This is a genomic window from Shinella sp. HY16, assembly GCF_028534175.1.
Lineage (GTDB): Bacteria > Pseudomonadota > Alphaproteobacteria > Rhizobiales > Rhizobiaceae > Shinella.
In genome coordinates this window covers 16,318-36,148 of record NZ_JAHYXL010000001.1, presented here as the reverse complement: position 1 = coordinate 36,148, position 19,831 = coordinate 16,318, and the positions used below count along the sequence as shown (strand labels likewise).

The window sequence follows — 19,831 nt, the reverse complement described above, 5'->3', positions numbered from 1 at the left end:
TCATGCCCTCTTGATCGCGAAACCCGCCTGCGGCTTGGCATCGGGACCGCGCAGATAGAGCGGCTTCGGAGGGTGATCCGCAGGGTCCAGGCCGGCACCGAGACGGGCGACGGTGGCGATGGCGACACTGTCGCTGCCCGGCTGCGCGCCGTCACGCAGCAGCGAGGAAGCCGAGCCGGCGATCACACCGTCATGGCCTGCCGCAAACGTGCGCGCCTCTTCGAGGGCGGCGATTGTCGGTGATGACAGCGCGGTACCATCGGCGGCAAAACGCTGCCAGTAGACCTCGCCCCGTTTGGCATCCATCGCAACAAGCAGTGGTGAGGTGGCCCGATAGTCGGCCGCAAGCGCCGACAGGGTGGAAACACCGACGGCGGGGACGCCGAGCGCCAGCGCAAGGCCGCGCGCCGCCGCCACGCCGACACGGATGCCGGTAAAGGAGCCGGGGCCGATGGCGACCGCGATCCGGCCGATATCCTTGAAGGTGAGGCCGGCGGCATCAAACGCCGCATCGACGAATTCCATAAGCCGCTCGGCGTGGCCGCGGCCGATATCGGCGCCAGCGGCGCCGAGGATCCGGTCTTCATCAGGGTCATAGAGCGCCGCATGGCAACCCGTACCCGCCGTGTCGATCGCAAGAACGATCATGGCGGGCACCGGCGCGTTGCGGGGCAGGCCTTACATGACGGCTTCAACTTCCTGCACTTCCGGTACGAAATGACGAAGAAGGTTCTGCACGCCGTGCTTCAGCGTCGCCGTCGAGGACGGGCAACCCGAACAGGCTCCCTTCATGTTGAGATAGACGACGCCGTCACGGAACCCCTTGAAGGTGATGTCGCCGCCGTCCTGGGCCACGGCCGGGCGCACGCGGCTGTCGAGCAGCTCCTTGATGGTGGCGACGATCGTTTCGTCGCCGTCGTCGAAGAATTCGTCCTCATCGCCTTCATTGCCGCCGAGCGCGCCGCTTGCCATGACCGGCTGGCCGGACATGAAGTGTTCCATGATATTGCCGAGGATCGCCGGCTTCATGTGCTGCCAGTCGGCGTTGTCCTTGGTGACGGTAATGAAGTCATAGCCGAGGAACACGCTCTTGACGCCGGGAACGGCAAACAGGCGGGCGGCCAGCGGCGAGGCGGCGCGTGCTTCCGTCTCGTCGCGGAATTCGGCGGTGCCGGTTTCCAGCACCACCTTGCCCGGCAGGAATTTCAGGGTCGCCGGGTTCGGCGTCGCTTCGGTCTGGATGAACATCTTTCTCTCCGTGCGGCCGGGCGCTCGCCGACCGGCCAGAATATTTAGAATTATTCAAAAGAAGATAGGCGTTTCCGTACCGCTCTTCAAGGCTGGAGATCAGCTCAGCGCGTCCAGTTCCTCGTCCGAAAGCGAATCCGGAATGACCGTCACCGGAATCGGGAAGGCCTGGCCGCGGCTGGCGAGCGAGGAGACCAGCGGCCCCGGCCCTTCCTTGGCGGAGCCGGCGGCGAGCACGAGGATGGCGACATCCCTGTCTTCCTCGATCAGCCCGTTGATCTGCTCGCTGGCAACACCTTCCCGGATCACTGTTTCCGACTCGATGCCGACCGATTCGCGCAGGGCCTGTGCCGCCTTGGCCAGCACGGATTCGGCCTCTTCGCGCGCTTCGGCCCGCATGATCTCCTCGACGCCCAGCCATTGCTGGAAATCACCGTTGGCGATCACATAGAGCAGAACGACGCCGCCGTTGGAGTTCTTCGCCCGCATTCCCGCATAGTGGACGGCGCGCTGGCATTCCGGCGTGTCGTCGATGACCGCCAGGAATTTCCGGCGGTGGCCTTCAAGGCGGGAAAGTCGTCGAGAAACCATACGGCCCCCTTCTCTCAAGGACGTTTCGAGGCGACCTTACTGCACAAAACCGATGATGTCGCGAACTTCCTTCATGGTTTTTTCGGCCCGCGCCCGCGCTCTTTCGCCACCGTCACGCAGGATGCCGTCGATATGGCTGGTATCGTCCATCAGGCGGCGCATTTCGTCCGTGATGGGCGAGAGAACATTGACCGCGAGGTCGATAAGCGCCGGCTTGAAGACAGAAAACTGCTGGCCGCCGAACTCGGCGAGAATCTCCGCCTTGGACTTGTCGGAGAGCGCGGCATAGATGCCGACGAGGTTCTCCGCTTCCGGACGACCCTTCAGGCCCTCGGTTTCACTCGGCAAGGCATCCGGATCCGTCTTGGCCTTGCGGATCTTCTTGGAGATCGTGTCGGCATCATCGGTGAGGTTGATGCGCGAGAGATCGGATGCATCCGACTTCGACATCTTCTTGGTGCCGTCGCGCAGGCTCATGACGCGCGGTGCCGGGCCGCCGATCAGCGGCTCGACCATCGGGAAATAGGCATGCACGGGTTCCTCGCCGACGACGATATCGACACCGGTACCGGCCTTGCGGATATGGCTGCCGAAATCGATGTTGAACTTCTGCGCGATATCGCGGGTCAGCTCCAGGTGCTGCTTCTGATCGTCGCCGACCGGCACATGGGTGGCACGGTAGACGAGAATGTCGGCGGCCATCAGACTCGGATAGGCGAGCAGCCCGAGCGAGACCTGTTCGGCATTCTTGCCACCCGTCTTGTCCTTGAACTGGGTCATGCGCTCCATCCAGCCGATGCGCGCCACGCAATTGAAGATCCAGGCCAACTCGGCGTGCTGCGGCACGGCCGACTGGTTGAAGACGATGTGCTTCTTCGGGTCGATGCCGGAGGCGATGAAGGCCGCGGCAATCGAGCGGATCTGGCCGCGCATATCCTCATGCACGAGCTGCGCGGTGATCGCGTGCAGGTCGACCACGCAATAGATGCAGTCGTTGTCTTCCTGCAGGGCGACGAACTTGCGGATCGCGCCGAGATAGTTGCCGAGATGGAGGTTTCCTGTCGGCTGCACGCCGGAGAAGACGAGGGGCTTGAATGCGCTCATGGCGATATCCTTCAGGCGGGTGGAAGGCCTGGTTCCGTTGGTGAAGCAATTCCGGGAAACGGCGAAGCGGCTTTCCGGCCGGAACTGCATAAAAAAATACGCGCCGCTTATGCACGGCAGAGCGACCGCGATCAAGACCGCCCCTGCGCGGCCGGGGAAACGGCCCATCAGAGGCTCCTCATAAATGACACTTTCCGGGCCTTCTCTCCCCGCGGGGATCAGGGACACAGGTTTTGACAAGCCGCGTTTCGACGCAAAGGCGCAAACCGGAGTGTGCCATGCTAAAAAGCTGTTCGACCCTGCTTGCCTGCATGATGGCGCTGACTTCGTTCTTCGCGAGCGAAGCCACGGCAAGTGGCAAGCACAAACATGCCGCAAGAACCGAGAGGGGCGCGGCGAAGATCTACACCGTCCAGACGCCGCGCGTGCGGCACCGATGTTTCCCCGGTAAGCTGCGGGGCATCCTGTCCCACATCGCCCGGCAGGTCGGTCGAAGACCGCTCGTCACGTCCGGCCATCGCTCTGCCGGGCGCAAGGGATCGCTGCATCGCAAATGCCTCGCCGCCGATATCCGCGTGCCGGGCGTATCGGTGAAGCGGATCGTCGCGGCCGCAAGATCCGCGCCGGCCATCGGCGGCATCGGCACCTACTGCAACGGGATCGTGCATGTCGATGTCGGGCCGAGACGCAGCTGGCACTATTGCCGCGGGTTGGCACGCCTTGCCAGGCGTGCCCGGTTCGCAACACGCTGAGGCGTCTATTCCGCGCTTTCCTCGCTCTGCGTGGCCTTGGCCTTGCGCTTGAGATTGCGCCGGATCATGCCGAGATCCGCGCCGCCGATGAGGAAGGCAACGGAGAAATAGACCACCATGGCAAGGGCGATCAGCAGGCCGAGCGCCATCAGCTGCTCGTAGAGCGGTGCGGCGGATGAAAGGCGATCAGCGAAATGGAGGGAAGCGTAGTCGAGCACGACGGCCATGACGACGGTCGCGGCAAGCAGGCGCGCGACGCGCCAGAGCAGTGCCTTTTCCAGCGGCCAGTGACCGCGCCGCACCAGCGTGACGAAGAGAAGCACCGCCGTCAGCCAGCCGGAGACCGCCTCGGCCGTGGCGATGCCGCGCTCGTAGAACAGCGGAAAGAGCGACACTGCCAGGATGCAGTTGACGACCACCGACAGCAGCGTGATGCGCATCGGCGTCTTGGTATCCTCGCGGGCGAAGAAGCCGGGATTGAGCGCCTTGATCATCACGAAACCCGGCAGGCCGAGCCCGTAGATGGCGAGCGTTCCCGCCACGATGGAGGTGGTTTCCGGGCTGAAGGCACCGCGCTCGTAGAGCACGCGCACGATCTCGTCGGAGATGACCCAGATGGCGCCGGCGGCCGGCAGCGTCAGGAAGAGCACGAATTCCAGCGAACGGTTCTGCAGGTTGCCCGCCTCCCGCTCCTGCCCGCCCTTCAGCGCGCGGGCCAGTTCCGGCAGCAGCACGACGCCGACGGCGATGCCGACGACGCCGAGCGGAAGCTGGTAGACGCGGTCGGCATATTGCAACGCGGCGATGGCACCGTCTTTGGTGGAGGCGATCATCTGGCCGATCAGCTGGTTGATCTGGGTGATGCCGCCCGTCACGGCCGCCGGGAAGGCAAGCCAGAGCAGGCGCTTGACGTTCGGCGTCATGCGCGGCCGGCGAAAGCCGATCTTCATGCCGGCATGGCGCACACCCGCATAGAGCACGGCCATCTGCAGGAGACCGGCGGCCAGCACGCCCCAGGAGAGATACCAGGCCGTTTCCAGCGGCGAGGCGCCCTGCCAGAGCCCATAGCCAAGCGCGCCGATCAGCACCACGTTGAGGAAGACCGGCGCGACGGCGGCGGCGAAATAGTGATGCAGCGAATTCAGCATGCCCGACAGCATCGCCGTCAGCGACATGCACATGAGATAGGGGAACATGACGACGGCGAGCTTCACCGTCACGTCAAACTTTTCCGCGTCCCCCACGAAACCCGGCGCGATGATCCAGGCAACGATGAGCGGCATCAGCAGCTCCATCGCAATGGTCAGCATCAGGAGAATGGAGAAGAGGACACCGAAGACCTCCTCGGAAAAACGCTTCGCGCCGTCGATGCCGCCGGCCTCGATCTCCTTGGCGAAGAGCGGCACGAAGGCGGCGTTGAAGGCGCCTTCGGCGAAGAGGCGCCGGAAGAGGTTCGGGAAGCGGAAGGCGGCATAGAAGGCGTCGGCCATCGGCCCGGTGCCGAGCGCGGCCGCCATCAGGGTTTCGCGCGCAAAGCCGAGCACGCGGCTGCCCAGCGTCGCGCCGCCCACGGTCGCGAATTTCTTCACCAGACTCATTGTTCCGTCCTGATCCTCTTCGGCGTGGCGGCAACGGGTGCGATCATGCCGGGCGGCATGCGGTCGCGCAGCTCGTCCGCCTCGTCCGCCATGACGGCCTTCAGCCGCGCGGCGATGTTGGCCTGCCGGTTGTCGTTGGTGACCTTCTGGCCGACGAGGTCGGTGACGTAGAAGGTGTCGATGACCTTCTCGCCGAAGGTGGTGATATGGGCCGAGGCGATGTCGAGCGAGAGGTCCGACAGCACCGCCGTCACCTCGGACAGGAGGCCGGGACGGTCAAGGCACTCGATCTCGATAACCGTGAACTTGTTCGACAGCGTGTTGGAGATCGTCACCGCCGGAGAGACGGTGAAGGTCCGGTTGCGCTTGCGGCTCTTCGTGCGGGTGGCGATCACCTCGGGCAGGCGCTTGCGGCCGGAGAGCACATCCTCGATCATCCGGCCGATCGTGCCGGCCCGGCGCATCTCGTCGGCATCGTTCGGGAACTCGCGGTTGACGAGGATCGTGTCGAGCGCCCGGCCATCGGAGGTGGTGAAGATCTGCGCATCGACGATGTTGGCCCCCGCCGCCGCGCAGGCTCCGGCGATCACCGTCAGGAGGCGCGGATGGTCGGGCGAGAGCACGGTAATTTCCGTGATGGCGTGGAAGGAGTGGGTGCGCACCGTCGTCGCCAGTGGCTGCTCCGCCTTGTCCGCCTCGCGGATGAAGGCGGCATGGCGCACCTGATCTTCGAGCGAGACCGTCAGCAGGTAGGGATCGTAGTGCAGGCGCGTATAGGTCTTGCGGTCCTTCTGGCTCCAGTCGGCCGGAAGCGCGCCGGAGAGGATTTCGCGCGCGGCATGGGCGCGTTCCTTGCGCGACAACTCGGAAAAGCCGCCGGAGATCAGGAGTTCGGTCTCGTAATAGAGCGTGCGCAGCAGCTGGCCCTTCCAGCCGTTCCACACGCCCGGGCCGACGGCGCGGATGTCGCAGACCGTCAGCACGAGTAGCATCTTCAGCCGTTCCAGCGATTGCACCTTCTCGGCGAAGTCGACGATGGTCTTGCGGTCGTTGAGGTCGCGGGTCTGCGCGACCATCGACATGGTCAGGTGCTCCTCGATCAGCCAGACGACGAGTTCCGTCTGCTTCGGCGAGAGCCCGAAGCGCGGGCAGAGCTTGCGCGCAACCTTGGCGCCCGCCTCGGAATGGTCCTCCGGCCGGCCCTTGGCGATGTCGTGCAGCAGCACGGCGACATAGAGCGAGATGCGGTCCTCGATGCTGGGCATCAGCTGGTAGCTCAGCGGATGGGCATCCTTCTCGCGCCCCTGGTCGATATCCGCCAGTACGCCGACGGCACGGATCAGGTGCTCGTCGACCGTGTAGTGATGATACATGTTGAACTGCATCATCGCGACGATCTTGCCGAAATCCGGAATGAACCGGCCGAGCACGCCCGCCTCGTTCATGCGGCGCAGGATGAGCGCGGGATCGCGCGGCGAGGTGAGGATAGACAGGAAGAGGCGGTTGGCCTCCTCGTTCTCCCGTAGCGCCGCATTGACGAGTTTCAGCGAGCGCGTGACCTGCTTCAGCGCATCGGGGTGGAACTCCAGCCCGTTGATGTCGGCGATGTGGAAGAGCCGGATCAGGTTGACGGGATCGCGCTTGAAAACGTCAGGGTCGGCGATGGTGATGCGCCCGCGATCCTCAAGGAAATCCAGCGTGCCGGCGATCTTGCGCGTGCGGCGGGTGAAACGGCTGATGACGGCGGTGATGCCGGGTGCTTCCTTGGCCTGCTGGTCCTCCAGCGTGGCGCAGAAGATGCGCGTCAGGTCGCCGACGTCCTTCGCAACCAGAAAATAGTGTTTCATGAAGCGCTCGACCGCCGAAAGGCCGGGATGTGGCTGGTAGCCGAGGCATTCGGCAATTTCGCGCTGGATATCGAAGGAAAGCCGCTCCTCCGCCTTTCCCGTCAGGAAATGCATGTGGCAGCGAACCGCCCAGAGAAAGTCGTCGGCCTTCTGGAAGAGCTTGTATTCCTGGCGCGAGAGGACACCGAGCTTCACCAGCTCGGCGGGGTCGCGGATATGATAGAAATACTTGGCGATCCAGAACAGCGTGTGCAGGTCGCGCAGCCCGCCCTTGCCTTCCTTGACGTTCGGTTCGACGAGGTAGCGCGTATCGCCGGCCTTGCGATGGCGCTCGTCGCGCTCTGCAAGCTTGGCGGCGATGAATTCCGGGCCGGTGCCCCGCACGATCTCGCGGTCGAAACGAACGGCAAGATCTTCGAACAGGGCCACCGAGCCGCAGATGTAGCGCGCCTCGAGGATCGCTGTTCGGATCGTCATGTCACCCTTGGAAAGCTGGATGCATTCCTCCAGGTTGCGCGTCGCATGACCGACCTTGAAACCGAGATCCCAAAGGATGTAGAGCATGAACTCGATGGCGGGCTCGCTCCAGGCGGCCGGTTTTGCGGGCAGCAAAAAGAGCAGGTCGATGTCCGAGCCCGGCGCCAGTGTGCCACGGCCGTAGCCGCCGACGGCCGTCACCGTGATACGCGCGGCGGGCGATGCCTGGCCGGCGCTGAAGACGTGGTTGAGCGCAAAATCGTGCAGGACGGCGATCAGCTGGTCCTGCAGCCAGGAAATGCGTGCGGCGCATTGCAGGCCGCTGCCATCGGCAAAGAGCAGTTCGCGCGCCCGTTCGCGGCCGACAGTGTTCACCTTCTTGAACTCGGCGAGCAACTCGCGGCGCATGCGGTCGCGGTAGTCGGCATTGGTGCTGGCGATGAATTCGCATCTGGCGCGCAGCGCGGGCACGTCGATCAGTCCGGAATCGGCCGGCGCCAGGAGCTTCTTTTCCATCGGATGCCGGCCTGCGTCCCGCTTCTCGTCGATCGCCCGTTCGGTTCGCATGCGCTATAGACCCTTTCCGCAGGCGAGGACAATGACCTCAGGCGCTAGCGATTGCCAAGTTCTTTCTTCAGCGCATAGAGGGCATCGAGCGCCTCGCGCGGCGTCATGTCGTCCGGGTTGAGGTCCTTCACCAGCGTCTCCACCTTCGACGGGCCGGAGCTGCGCTGGATCTCCTCGCGGCGCACCGCGACCTGGAACAGCGGCAGATCGTCGATGAGCTGGCTTGCCGGATTCTTGCGGTCCGCATCCTCCAGCTTGGCCAGCACATCCTTGGCGCGCGAGACCACCGATGGCGGCAGGCCTGCAAGGCGTGCCACCTGGATGCCGTAGGAGCGGTCCGCCGCGCCCGGGCCGACCTCGTGCAGGAAGATCACGTCGCCGTCCCATTCCTTGACGCGCATTGTGGCGTTGGAAAGACGGCCGAGCTTTTCCGACAGCACCGTCAGCTCGTGGAAATGCGTGGCGAAGAGACCACGGCAGCGATTGGCTTCATGCAGGTGCTCGACGGCGGCCCAGGCGATCGAAAGACCGTCGAAGGTCGCCGTGCCGCGGCCGATCTCATCAAGGATGACAAGCGAGCGGTCGGTCGCCTGGTTGAGGATTGCCGCCGTCTCAACCATTTCCACCATGAAGGTAGAGCGGCCGCGGGCAAGGTCGTCCGACGCGCCGACGCGCGAGAAGAGCCGGTCGACGACGCCGATATGGGCGCTTTCGGCCGGCACATAGGCCCCCATTTGGGCAAGGATGGCGATGAGCGCGTTCTGGCGCAGGAAGGTCGACTTACCGCCCATGTTCGGGCCGGTGAGCAGCCAGATCGCGCCGTGGCCCTTGCCATCAGAGGGCGAGAGATCACAGGAATTGGCGACGAAGGCGGCGGCCTGCTGGCGGCGCAACGCCTGCTCGACCACCGGATGCCGCCCGCCGACAATGGCGAACATCGTGGAGCGATCCACGATGGGCCGGCAATAGGCCTGCTCCTCGGCGAGTGCCGCAAGCGCGGCAGAGACATCGACGACGGCGAGCGCCCGCGCGGCCGCCTTGATGGCCTCGGCTTCCGCCACCACCGCATCGACGAGGTCGTTGAACGCAGCAAGCTCGATGGCAAGCGCCCGGTCGGCGGCGTTGGCGATCTTCGTTTCCAGCTCGGACAGCACCGTCGTGGTGAAACGCATGGCGCCCGCCATGGTCTGGCGGTGGATGAAGCGCGCTTTCGCCTCGTCGCCGTCGGTCAGCGCCGAGGCATTGCCGGCGGAGACCTCGATGAAGTAGCCGAGCACGTTGTTGTGCTTGATCTTCAGCGACTTGACGCCCGTTTCCTCGGCATATTGCAGCTGCAGCCCGGCAATGACGCGGCGCGACTGGTCGCGCAGTGCCCGCATCTCGTCGAGTTCACCATCCGCCCCCTCGCGAATGAACCCGCCGTCGCGCTTGAGGAGCGGCAGCTCGTCCGCGAGCATCACCGCCAGCCTGTGTGAGAGGTCGAGCGGCAGGGCACCCACAGCGTGCGCTGCCTCGGCGAGCTCGCCGTCCAGCTGCTCGCCCCCCATCAACCGGGCGACGTCGCCGGAGATCGAAAGGCCCTGCAGGATCGCGCCGAGATCGCGCGGCCCGCCCCGGCCGAGCGCAATGCGCGACAGGGCGCGCGGCATGTCGGGCAGCCGCTTCAGCACCGCGCGCAGATCCTCCGAGAAGGAGGGCCTGTCACCAAGTGCCCCAATCGAATCGAGCCGCGCGTTGACCGTGTCCGGATCGGTCAGCGGCGACATCAACCGCTCGGCGAGAAGGCGCGCACCGCCACTTGTCGCCGTGCGGTCGATCGCTTTCAGGAGCGTGCCGGAACGCTCGCCGGACAGGGTGCGCACCAGTTCGAGATTGGCGCGCGTCGCCGGATCGATGAAGAGCGTGGAGGCGGAGCTTTCCCGCTCCGGCCGGCCGAGCGGCGGGCGCTCGGCGATCTGTGTCTTTTCCACATAGGCGACGGCCGCCGACGCCGCGGCGAGTTCCGCGCGAGAGAAGGTCCCGAAACCGTCGAGCGTAGAGACGCCGAAATAGCGGGCGATGCGGCCTTCCGCCGTCGCGCTGTCGAAGAGCACGGCCGGCTGCGGCACGGCCACGCGGCCGAGCACGTCGAGTGCCGGGCGGAATTCCGGATCGTAGAACACGGTGTCCGGCACGATCAGTTCGCGCGGCTCGATGCGCAGGATATCGGCAAGAAGCTGGCTCTGGCTGGTTTCCGAAAGCCGGAAAATGCCGGTCGAAATATCGATCCAGGCAAGAGCCATCGAGGGCTCAGCCCCACCGCGAATGCGGGCGACGGCCATCAGGTAATTGGCGTCGGAAGGCGAGAGCAGCTTCTCCTCGGTCAGCGTGCCCGGCGTGACGAGGCGCACGACATCGCGCCGCACGACGGATTTCGAACCGCGCTTCTTCGCCTCCGCCGGGTCTTCGACCTGCTCGCACACGGCGACACGGAAGCCGAGCGAAATCAGTCTCTGCAGATAGTCGTCCGCGGCGTGGACGGGCACGCCGCACATGGGGATATCGAGCCCCATATGCTGGCCGCGCTTCGTCAGTGTGATACCGAGCGCGCGGGCGGCGTCCACGGCGTCCTGGAAGAACAGCTCGTAGAAATCACCCATGCGGTAGAACAGCATGCTGTCCGGGTTGGCCGCCTTGATTTCGATATACTGCTCCATCATCGGCGTTGCCGATGCGCGGCTTTCGTCAGTGGCAAGGTCTGCCGTCGACAGTATATCGTTCGGACGCACGATCTGATCGTTCACGGAGAGTCAGTTCTTCCTAAAAAAGAGGTGTCACCCTAGCCACGGGGCGCTATAGAAAACAACACCTGCGAGGAGTTATGGGCCTATCGCCCACAGGAGTGTGAAGGGGGAAGCATGCCGGGAACCGACAAATCCGACCGCCAGAGGGCAACAGTCACCGACACGGAGGCACTGGATTTCCACTCGTCCGGGCGCCCCGGAAAGCTCGAGATCACGCCGACCAAGCCGATGGCGACACAGCGCGACCTTTCGCTGGCCTATTCGCCGGGCGTCGCGGTACCGGTGAAGGCCATCGCTGCGGATCCGGCGACCGCCTACGACTATACGACACGCGGCAACATGGTCGCTGTCATCTCCAACGGCACCGCCATCCTCGGCCTCGGCAATCTCGGCGCTCTCGCCTCCAAGCCGGTCATGGAAGGCAAGTCGGTGCTCTTCAAGCGCTTTGCCGATGTCGATTCGATCGACCTCGAGGTCGATACCGAAAATGTCGACGAATTCATCAACTGCGTGCGCTACCTCGGCCCCTCCTTCGGCGGTATCAACCTCGAGGACATCAAGGCACCCGACTGCTTCATCATCGAGCAGCGCCTGCGCGAACTGATGGACATCCCGGTCTTCCACGACGACCAGCACGGCACCGCCATCATCGCTGCCGCCGGCCTTATCAACGCGCTGGCGCTGACCGGCCGCGACTTCAAGACGACGAAGCTCGTCTGCAACGGCGCGGGCGCAGCCGCCATCGCCTGTATCGAACTCATCAAGGCAATGGGCTTTTCGCCCGAAAACGTCATTCTCTGCGACACCAAGGGCGTCATCTACCAGGGCCGCGAAGACGGCATGAACCAGTGGAAGTCCGCCCACGCGGTCAAGACCGACCGCCGTACGCTCACCGAAGCCATGGAAGGCGCCGACGTTGTCTTCGGCCTTTCGGCCAAGGGCGCGCTTTCGGAGGAGATGATCCGCTCCATGGCGCCGCGGCCGATCATCTTTGCCATGGCCAATCCCGACCCGGAAATCACCCCGGAAGAGGTCGCCCGCATCCGCGATGACGCGATCGTGGCGACCGGCCGCTCGGACTACCCGAACCAGGTCAACAACGTCCTCGGCTTCCCCTACATCTTCCGCGGCGCGCTCGACGTGCGCGCCTCCACGATCAACGACGCGATGAAGATCGCTGCGGCCGAGGCGCTTGCCCATCTCGCCAAGGAAGACGTGCCAGATGACGTCGCCGCCGCCTATCAGGGCGTGCGCCCGCGTTTCGGCGCGCAGTACATCATTCCCGTGCCCTTCGATCCGCGCCTCATCTCGGCGATCCCCGTCGCCGTCGCCAAGGCCGCGATGGAAACCGGCGTCGCGCGCAAGAACATCTCCGACCTCGACGCCTACGCTCGTGACCTCAGGGCACGCCGCGACCCGATCGCCTCGACGCTCCAGCAGATCTATGCCCGCGTGCGCCGCCAGCCGAAGCGTGTCGTCTTTGCGGAGGGTGAGGAAGAGCAGATGATGCGCGCCGCCGTGTCCTATGCCAACCAGCAGCTCGGCACCGCCATCCTGCTTGGCCGCGAGGAACACATCCGCGAGACGGCGGAACGTGCCGGCATCGATCTCGACCGGCCCGGCATCGAGCTGGTCAATGCCCGCATCTCCAAGCGCAACAACGTCTATATCGACTATCTCTATGCCCGCCTGCAGCGCAAGGGCTTCCTCTATCGCGACGCCCAGCGCCTGATCCACAACGACCGCAACCATTTCGCGGCCTGCATGGTGGCGCTCGGCGATGCGGACGGCATGGTGACGGGCCTCACCCGCAACTATTCCACCGCGCTGGAAGACGTGCGCCGCTGCATCGACGCCAAGCCCGGCCACCGGGTCATCGGTGCATCGCTCGCGCTCTGCCGCGGCCGTGCCGTGCTGGTCGCCGACACCGCGGTGCACGACATGCCCTCCTCGGAGGAGCTGGCCGACATCGCGGAGGAAGCGGCCGGTCTCGCCCGCCGCCTCGGTTACGAGCCGCGCGTCGCCATGCTTGCCTACTCCACCTTCGGCCACCCCTCTGGCGAGCGCTCTGAACGGGTGCGTGAAGCGGTGAAGATCCTCGACCGCCGCCGCGTCGATTTCGAGTATGACGGCGAGATGGCGGCCGATGTGGCGCTCAACCCGCGCATCATGGAGCAGTATCCGTTCTGCCGCCTCTCCGCCCCGGGCAACGTGCTCGTCATGCCGGCGTTCCACTCGGCATCGATCTCGACGAAGATGCTGCAGGAACTCGGCGGCTCGACGGTGATCGGCCCGCTGCTCGTCGGTCTCGACAAGTCGGTGCAGATCGTCTCGATGGGCGCAAAGGACAGCGACATCGTCAACATGGCGGCGCTGGCGGCCTATAATTCCGGCGTCTGACACGCCGGAGCGTTCCCGCACGCCGCTGCGGGAACGCCTTGCCTTCGCCCCTGCCGCGAACGCAAAAAAGCCGCCCGTCCCGGAGATCGGGAACGGGCGACAAATCAGACTATGCTGACCTTCAATGAAACTGTTTAGCTGGCGAAACGCCCGGCATCCGCGCCGTAGTAGTTGAGGTAGCGGCCCGAGATCTTGCCGATCGGCAGCACGATCAGAACGTCCGTCGTGTTGAAGCCGTGATCGACGACGGCACCGCTGCCGACAGTCGCGCCAAGGCGCAGATAGCCCTTGATAAGCGGCGGCAATGCCGACAGCGCCTTGCGCGTGTCGATACCTTCCGACGGCATCAGGTCCATGGTGCGGAAGAGTTCCGGCCGGGCCGAAACGGTCCATTCGTCCTTCGCCAGCACGTTGTGGTGCAGGAAGGATAGCGCCAGCGCATGCTCCTCCGGCACGATGCCGTGGAAGGAGGCGCAGCCGAACATCACGTCGATGCCGTGCTTCAGCGAATAGGCCCAGTTGCCCTGCCAGAGCAGTTCCACCGTACGTTTGGTGCGGTAGGCCGGCAGCACGCAGGACCGGCCGAGCTCCATGAAGCGCTTTTCCGGATGACGCGCGATCAGCGCGTCGACGTCGAATTCCGACTGGGAATAGAAACCGCCGGAGACCGCGGCGACGTCCTGGCGCAGCAGGCGGTAGGTGCCGACGATCTGCTCTTCCGCATCGCCCTCGATCGAGGTGTCGAGCACGAGGAGATGGTCGCAGACCATGTCCCAGGCATCGATATCGCGCTTGCGGCGAACGGCGTCCGGCGAAAGCTTCGCCTGCATCTCCTCGGCGAAAACGCGGTAGCGCACGGCCTGGGCTGCGTCGATTTCCGTGACCGAACGGGCGATGCGTGTTTCGAGATTGCCGATGCGGCCGAGCACATCCGTACCCGAGCGGCCCGCGGCCGGGGCCGTCTTCTGGAGAATCTCTGCCGGTGCGATGGTCTGGGCGAGGTCGAGCGTCATGGCAGTGTACCCGTCAAACGAAACTTCGCGGTTTTAACCACGATTCTGCAACAAGATAATGACGCAAGGCCTGCTTGGATAGCGAAAACCCGTAAGCCGGCGAAGATCAGGCGGATGCGCGCCGGGCGAGGCGGGCGATTTCCGCAATCAACTGAACGGGATCGGCGGGCTTGGCCAGCACGGCATCGGCGCCTGTCGCCAGAAGCTCCTCGCGCAGCCCCGTCCGGCTGTCCGCCGTCAGCACGACAACCGGCAGGCGGGCATTGCCGTAATCGCACCGCACGATGCGGGTGATCATCTCCTTGCCCTCGCCGCCCGGCATGCCGAGATCGGTGAGGATGAGATCGGCGGCAAAGGGTCCTGCATCCGTCGCCCCCGCAAGCGCGGAGACAAGGGCCGGATAGTCCGGCACATGGCGTACGATATGGCCGGCCCGCTCCAGCACCGAGCGCACCAGCATGGCATTGACCGGATCGTCTTCGGCGAGAAGGATGCGCGCACCCGTCGGGACTGCCTCTACCGGCTCGGCGGCGGCGGGCGGCAGATCCTTCAGGATCGGGCGATTGTCGTTGATCGCATCGCGCACCTCGATGCCCTTCATGCGGCCGCGCAGCACCTCGACCAGCGAGCGTTCGCGCAGAGGCCGGATGAGCCAGGAATCGTAGCCTTCGCCATTGCCGATCGCGCGGCCGCTGCGCTCCTCCGGATTAACGAGATAGATCCGGCGCGCACGGCTGTCGCGGAACATCGCAATGTCGGCAAGCTCCCGGCGGAAGACGCCGGCAAGGCGGTTGTCGACGATGATGTCGGTCAGCTCGACCCGCTTGCCGGCAAGGCCTTGGGCAAGGTCGAGCGCCTCGTCGAGACCTGTCGCCAGATGGCAAGTGCCGCCGAGCGCAGCGATGGTACGCACCAGCGCCCTGGAGGCCGGGCCGGCGGGCGCCAGAAGGAAGACCACGCTGCCCTTCAGAACGCCCTTGCGCGCACCGCCCGCACCCGCGACCTTGTGCGGACGATCGACCGGCATGCGGATGGTGAAGGTACTGCCCTTGCCGGGCGTGCTTTCAAGCGTCAGCGCACCACCGGCCTCACTGAGGATGCGGGCGGAAATGGCAAGGCCAAGGCCGGTGCCGCCACTGCGCTGGGCGGCGCTTCCGGTCTGCTCGAACTCATGGAAGATACGTGCCTGTTCCTCGGCATTCATGCCGGGCCCGCTGTCGGTGACGCGGATGATAACGGCGCCGCGATCGAGCGTGGTTTCCAGAAGGACACCACCCGTGTGGGTGAATTTCACCGCATTGCCGACGACGTTGTAGAGCACCTGGCGCAGGCGCGGCGCATCATAGAGGAGAAGGCCCGGCACGTCGGGCGAGACGTAGGAGCCGATCTCGATACCCTTTTCATGGGCACGATGGGAGAGCATTTCCACGACGCTTTCCAGCATCGGCCGGACCGGCTCTTCCGAGGGGCGCAGCTGGAAGCGGCCAGCCTCGATGGTGGAAAAGTCGAGAAGATCATCGACGAGCTGGACGAGCGCGTGGCCGGACTGGCGCATGCCGGCAAGGTAGTTCTTCTGCTCGGCCGTCAGCCGTGTCTGGCCGATGAGATGCGACATGCCGAGGATGCCCGACAACGGCGTGCGGATCTCATGGCTGACGGTGGCGAGCAGGCGGGACTTTGCCGCGCTCGCCTCCTCGGCGCGCTGGCGGGCGCGCTCGCGCTCACCCTCGGCACGGCGCTCTTCGGTGACATCACGGGCAATGGAATGCACGACGAGATCGCCGGATACGGGATCGCGCACCGTGACATCGTGCCAGGAATAGATGCGCTTGCCCGCCGGGCCCTCGACATCGACGTCGTAGCGATGGGCGATGGCCTGTGAGCGGAAGGTGAGGCCGAGCCCCTCGCAGGTTCGCCCGACGACCTCGCTTGCACCCGTCAGGTCGCTGAGAACGGCATTGGCACTGAGAATGCGGCCATCGAGCGCGCGCATGACGACGATGTCGCCGAGCACGTCATGGATGGCGGAGAGGATTTCAGAGGTCTCGCTACGCTCCCAGGAGCGGTCATGTGTCGTCTCGATGCCGGATGCCGGTCGATGCGCGCGCAAGAGGAAGACCCCACCGGCAATACCGGCCAGGCCGAGCACGACAGCGGCGATGTAGAACCCGGCGGCAATGCCGGTGGCCAGCACGAGCGCACCGAACAGCAGGCCGACGCCGGCGACCATGCTGCGGACCATCGCATGGCTTTCCGGCTCGGACTTGGGGGCGGGCACCGTCGCCGCAACGGCTTGCGGATCGGCCGCCGCATCCGTCTGTGTGCGTGTACGGCCGGAAGGGCGCGGCGCTTCGACAAATTCGGCCTTGAGCCGGTCTTGTAGCTTCACAGGTTCGCTCATGACCGTCCGCATAACACGCGGACCGTTCAAATCGGCTTCAGCAAGTCGTTCGAATTTTAACGATCGCGCCGGCGCAGCAGGAGGAGTTCATCGAGGATGACCAGTGCGGCGCCGATGGTGATGAACGTGTCGGCGAGATTGAACACCGCGAAGGACCAGGTTTCCGTATAGAAAAGCACGTAGTCGATGACGTAGCCGAAGATGACCTTGTCGATGATGTTGCCGAAGGCGCCTGCGATGATGAAGGCATAACCGGCATGGGCGACGCCGCGCGCCTTCGGCGTCTGGCGCCAGAGCCACACGACGAAGCCGACGACGAAGAGCCGCAGCGCGATGATGAACCAGGTCTCCATGCCCGAAAGCATCGAGAAGGCGACGCCGTAGTTGTAGGTGCGGTAGAGCGCCAGCATCGGCATCACATGCACCGCTTCCTGGAAGGGAAGCCACATCTCGACGGCGAACTTCACCACCTGGTCGACGGCGAGCGCCAGGAGGATGACGACGACGACAGGTATCGGCCGGGACATCAGCGGAATGCGTTCGCTCATGCGCGGGCTTCCAGCGTCAGCAGGTGACGGCGGGCTTCGAAGAGCATGATGCCGGTGGCGATGGCAAGATTGAGCGAATCGGCGCGGCCAGCCTGCGGGATGCGGGCAAGCGCATCCGCTGCCCGGGCCAGCTCGTCCGGCAGGCCGGATTGCTCGTTGCCCATCAGGAGAACGACGGGTTTCTTCCTGTAATCGATGCTGCGGTAATCGACGGCGCCGGCAAGGTGCGTCGCGACGACCTCGACACCCGCCGCCTTCTTCCAGGCGAGGAAATCGGCAACGTTCGTCTTGACCAGCGGCACAGCGAAGACCGAGCCCATCGTAGCGCGCACGGTCTCCATCGAGAACGGATCGGTCGCCTCGCCAACGAGGATGACGCCGCTCGCGCCCGCCGCATCTGCCGTGCGGATGATCGTGCCGAGGTTGCCGGGATCGCGCACCCGGTCGAGCGCGACATAGGTTTCGCCGGTCTGCGGCTTCAGGTCCCGGAGAGGCGTCCAGCGCTGGGTGAAGATGCCGACGACCATCTGCGGGTTGTCTCGTCTGGTGATCGAGGCCAACACCTTCTCGCTGACTTCCAGCACCAGTCCGCCGCGCGCCACCGTCTTCGTCGCGCACTGCACGACCTGGGGCTTTTCCTTGACGTTCTTGGCATAGACCAGCGTCCGGATCTCGAAGCCGAGCTCCAGCGCGTCGATGACCAGCTTCAGGCCTTCCGCCATGAAGCTCTTCGTTTCGTCGCGGTCCTTCTTGTTGGCGAGCGCCTTGATGTCCTTGACGATCGGGTTCGAAAGGCTCGTCACCTCCTTCACCTGGCCGACACGGCGCGTGGGAGAATGATCGTGGCTCATGCGCTGACCCATCGGCTGAAGAGGGAGGTGGAGAGCGCACGTCCGGCATCCCTGCCGTCAGGGCCGCTCTCGCGGATGACGAGTTCGCCCGATTCCACCGTGCCGCCGGCACCGCGCATGGTCTCGCGCATCAGTTCGTGGATGGAGTAGAAGCTCGCGCGGATCGAATAGGCCGTCAGCACGAGGCCGATCGCCTTGGGCGACAGGATTTCCCGGCAGACGTCCAGCATCAGCGGCAGATGGTCGAAGAGGTGCCAGACCTCGCCGTTCGGGCCGCGGCCGAATTTCGGCGGATCGGTCAGGATGATGTCGTATTTGCTGCCGCGGCGCTCCTCGCGCTGGATGAACTTCATCGCATCCTCGCAGATCCAGCGGATCGGCAGCTTTTCCATGCGGCCGAGCGTCTGATTCTCGCGCGCCCAGCCGATCGCCTTCTTCGAGGCATCGACATGGGTGACTTCCGCACCGGCGCTGGCGGCGACCAGCGAGGCGACGCCGGTATAGCCGAAGAGGTTGAGTACCTTGACGGGCCGGCCGGCCGTTTCGACCTTCTCCTTCATCCAGCTCCAGTGGGCGAGCTGTTCCGGGAAGACGCCGACATGGCGGAAGGCGGTGAAGCGGCCGTGGAAATCGACGCCGAGCAAGTGCATCGGCCAGGTCTCGCCGAGCGCGGCCTTGGGGAATTTCCAGCGCCCCATGCCGTCCTCGTCCGTATCGCCGGTGAAAAGCGCGTCCGCCTTGTCCCAGATGCCCGGGAGGCTACGTTGCCAGAGCGCCTGCGCTTCCGGCCGCACGATGCGGTAAGGGCCGTATTGTTCGAGCTTTTCTCCGGCGCCGCTGTCGATCAGGCGATACTGGTCGGACCCTGCGGTTTCCAGGATGACCGGCACGCGTTCGGCCGGCTTTTCGCCTTCGCGGCGCATCAACGGGCGTGCAGGCGCCTCGGGAGCCGGGCGGAGCTCCTTCTTCGGCGGGGCGGAGGCCTTTGCGGCCGGGGCCCTCTCGGCGCGCGCCCTGGCGGGCGCGGCGGGGCCGCTCTTCGGCCGGCGGTGTCTGTCCTTCACGATCGATCGTCCGTCGTCGGTTGAATTTCTTGCCGGCAATGCCGGAAAACAAGCGGTCCCCATACCATCCCTCCCCCACTTGGCAAAGCGCTTTCCGATTGCGATAGTTTTGCTTCAATGAAGGAGGATCGATCATGGACATGTCCGGCGAAGAACGCATTGCTGCCCCGCGCGAGGCCGTCTGGGCGGCACTCAACGATCCGGATGTACTGAGGGCCTGTATCCCGGGCTGTCAGTCGCTCACCATGAAATCACCGAACGAGCTGGAAGCCACCGTGAAGATCAAGATCGGCCCCGTCTCTGCCAGCTTCAGCGGCGAAGTGACGCTGTCGAACCTTAACCCGCCCGAGAGCTACACAATCTCCGGCGAAGGCAAGGGCGGCATTGCGGGTTTTGCCAAGGGCGGCGCGGATGTGCGGCTCACCGAGGACGGCGACGGCACGATTCTCGCCTATGACGTCAAGGCACAGATCGGCGGTAAGCTCGCGCAGCTCGGCTCACGTCTCATCGATTCGACGTCGAAGAAGCTCGCGACACAATTCTTTGCCGATCTCGGCACAAAGCTGAACGGGGGCGCGGCCTGACGC

15 protein-coding genes are annotated in these 19,831 nt (G+C 64.9%); 3 read left to right on the top strand and 12 right to left on the bottom strand.

Annotated features, from left to right (window positions below; translation table 11 throughout):
- The 4 genes from tsaB to trpS form a co-directional block, all read right to left on the bottom strand.
- Entirely contained in the window at nucleotides 1-648 is a 648-nt protein-coding gene (gene tsaB, locus K0P03_RS00170) for a tRNA (adenosine(37)-N6)-threonylcarbamoyltransferase complex dimerization subunit type 1 TsaB (protein WP_272788579.1), read from the bottom strand.
- 30 nt (nucleotides 649-678) lie between these two features.
- Entirely contained in the window at nucleotides 679-1,248 is a 570-nt protein-coding gene (locus K0P03_RS00165) for a NifU family protein (protein WP_023515882.1), read from the bottom strand.
- A 99-nt stretch (nucleotides 1,249-1,347) separates the two neighbouring features.
- Entirely contained in the window at nucleotides 1,348-1,839 is a 492-nt protein-coding gene (locus tag K0P03_RS00160; protein ID WP_050742641.1) for a universal stress protein, read from the bottom strand.
- 36 nt (nucleotides 1,840-1,875) lie between these two features.
- Complete coding sequence (gene trpS, locus K0P03_RS00155) at nucleotides 1,876-2,943, bottom strand: tryptophan--tRNA ligase (protein WP_272788578.1); 1,068 nt, start codon at nucleotides 2,941-2,943, stop codon at nucleotides 1,876-1,878.
- 278 nt (nucleotides 2,944-3,221) lie between these two features.
- On the opposite strand from trpS, the gene K0P03_RS00150 reads away from it, so the two are divergent.
- A complete protein-coding gene (locus K0P03_RS00150; RefSeq protein ID WP_272788577.1) occupies nucleotides 3,222-3,695 on the top strand; it encodes a YcbK family protein in 474 nt (157 codons plus the stop codon).
- Nucleotides 3,696-3,700: 5 nt separating this feature from the next.
- Here the strand turns inward: K0P03_RS00150 and murJ are convergent, their stop codons facing one another.
- From murJ to mutS, 3 genes are all read right to left on the bottom strand, one after another.
- The gene (murJ, locus tag K0P03_RS00145; protein ID WP_272788576.1) at nucleotides 3,701-5,293 is read right to left on the bottom strand and encodes a murein biosynthesis integral membrane protein MurJ; all 1,593 of its coding nucleotides are present in this window, start codon (nucleotides 5,291-5,293) and stop codon (nucleotides 3,701-3,703) included.
- On the bottom strand, nucleotides 5,290-8,133 hold the full coding sequence (locus K0P03_RS00140) for a [protein-PII] uridylyltransferase (RefSeq protein WP_272790426.1): 2,844 nt from the start codon (nucleotides 8,131-8,133) through the stop codon (nucleotides 5,290-5,292). Before K0P03_RS00140 ends, murJ begins: the two co-directional genes overlap by 4 nt.
- Before the next feature lie 95 nt (nucleotides 8,134-8,228).
- The gene (mutS, locus tag K0P03_RS00135; protein ID WP_272788575.1) at nucleotides 8,229-10,967 is read right to left on the bottom strand and encodes a DNA mismatch repair protein MutS; all 2,739 of its coding nucleotides are present in this window, start codon (nucleotides 10,965-10,967) and stop codon (nucleotides 8,229-8,231) included.
- Nucleotides 10,968-11,081: 114 nt separating this feature from the next.
- Between mutS and K0P03_RS00130 the strand changes: the two genes are divergently transcribed.
- Nucleotides 11,082-13,367, top strand: a complete 2,286-nt coding sequence (locus K0P03_RS00130; protein WP_272788574.1) for an NADP-dependent malic enzyme — start codon at nucleotides 11,082-11,084, stop codon at nucleotides 13,365-13,367.
- Nucleotides 13,368-13,501: 134 nt separating this feature from the next.
- Here the strand turns inward: K0P03_RS00130 and K0P03_RS00125 are convergent, their stop codons facing one another.
- The 5 genes from K0P03_RS00125 to K0P03_RS00105 form a co-directional block, all read right to left on the bottom strand.
- Complete coding sequence (locus K0P03_RS00125) at nucleotides 13,502-14,380, bottom strand: GNAT family N-acetyltransferase (RefSeq protein WP_050742645.1); 879 nt, start codon at nucleotides 14,378-14,380, stop codon at nucleotides 13,502-13,504.
- A gap of 106 nt (nucleotides 14,381-14,486) precedes the next feature.
- The gene (locus K0P03_RS00120; protein WP_272788573.1) at nucleotides 14,487-16,781 is read right to left on the bottom strand and encodes a hybrid sensor histidine kinase/response regulator; all 2,295 of its coding nucleotides are present in this window, start codon (nucleotides 16,779-16,781) and stop codon (nucleotides 14,487-14,489) included.
- Between the two features lie 56 nt (nucleotides 16,782-16,837).
- Complete coding sequence (lspA, locus tag K0P03_RS00115) at nucleotides 16,838-17,329, bottom strand: signal peptidase II (RefSeq protein ID WP_050742646.1); 492 nt, start codon at nucleotides 17,327-17,329, stop codon at nucleotides 16,838-16,840.
- A complete protein-coding gene (locus tag K0P03_RS00110; protein ID WP_272788572.1) occupies nucleotides 17,326-18,180 on the bottom strand; it encodes a TrmH family RNA methyltransferase in 855 nt (284 codons plus the stop codon). The genes lspA and K0P03_RS00110 overlap by 4 nt, the downstream gene beginning before the upstream one ends.
- The gene (locus K0P03_RS00105; RefSeq protein WP_443020524.1) at nucleotides 18,177-19,244 is read right to left on the bottom strand and encodes a class I SAM-dependent methyltransferase; all 1,068 of its coding nucleotides are present in this window, start codon (nucleotides 19,242-19,244) and stop codon (nucleotides 18,177-18,179) included. The genes K0P03_RS00110 and K0P03_RS00105 overlap by 4 nt, the downstream gene beginning before the upstream one ends.
- Nucleotides 19,245-19,378: 134 nt before the next feature.
- Here K0P03_RS00105 and K0P03_RS00100 point away from each other — a divergent pair, with 134 nt between their 5' ends.
- Nucleotides 19,379-19,828: an SRPBCC family protein gene (locus K0P03_RS00100; RefSeq protein WP_023513225.1), complete on the top strand. Its 450-nt coding sequence runs from the start codon at nucleotides 19,379-19,381 to the stop codon at nucleotides 19,826-19,828.
- The last annotated feature ends 3 nt before the right edge of the window (nucleotides 19,829-19,831 follow it).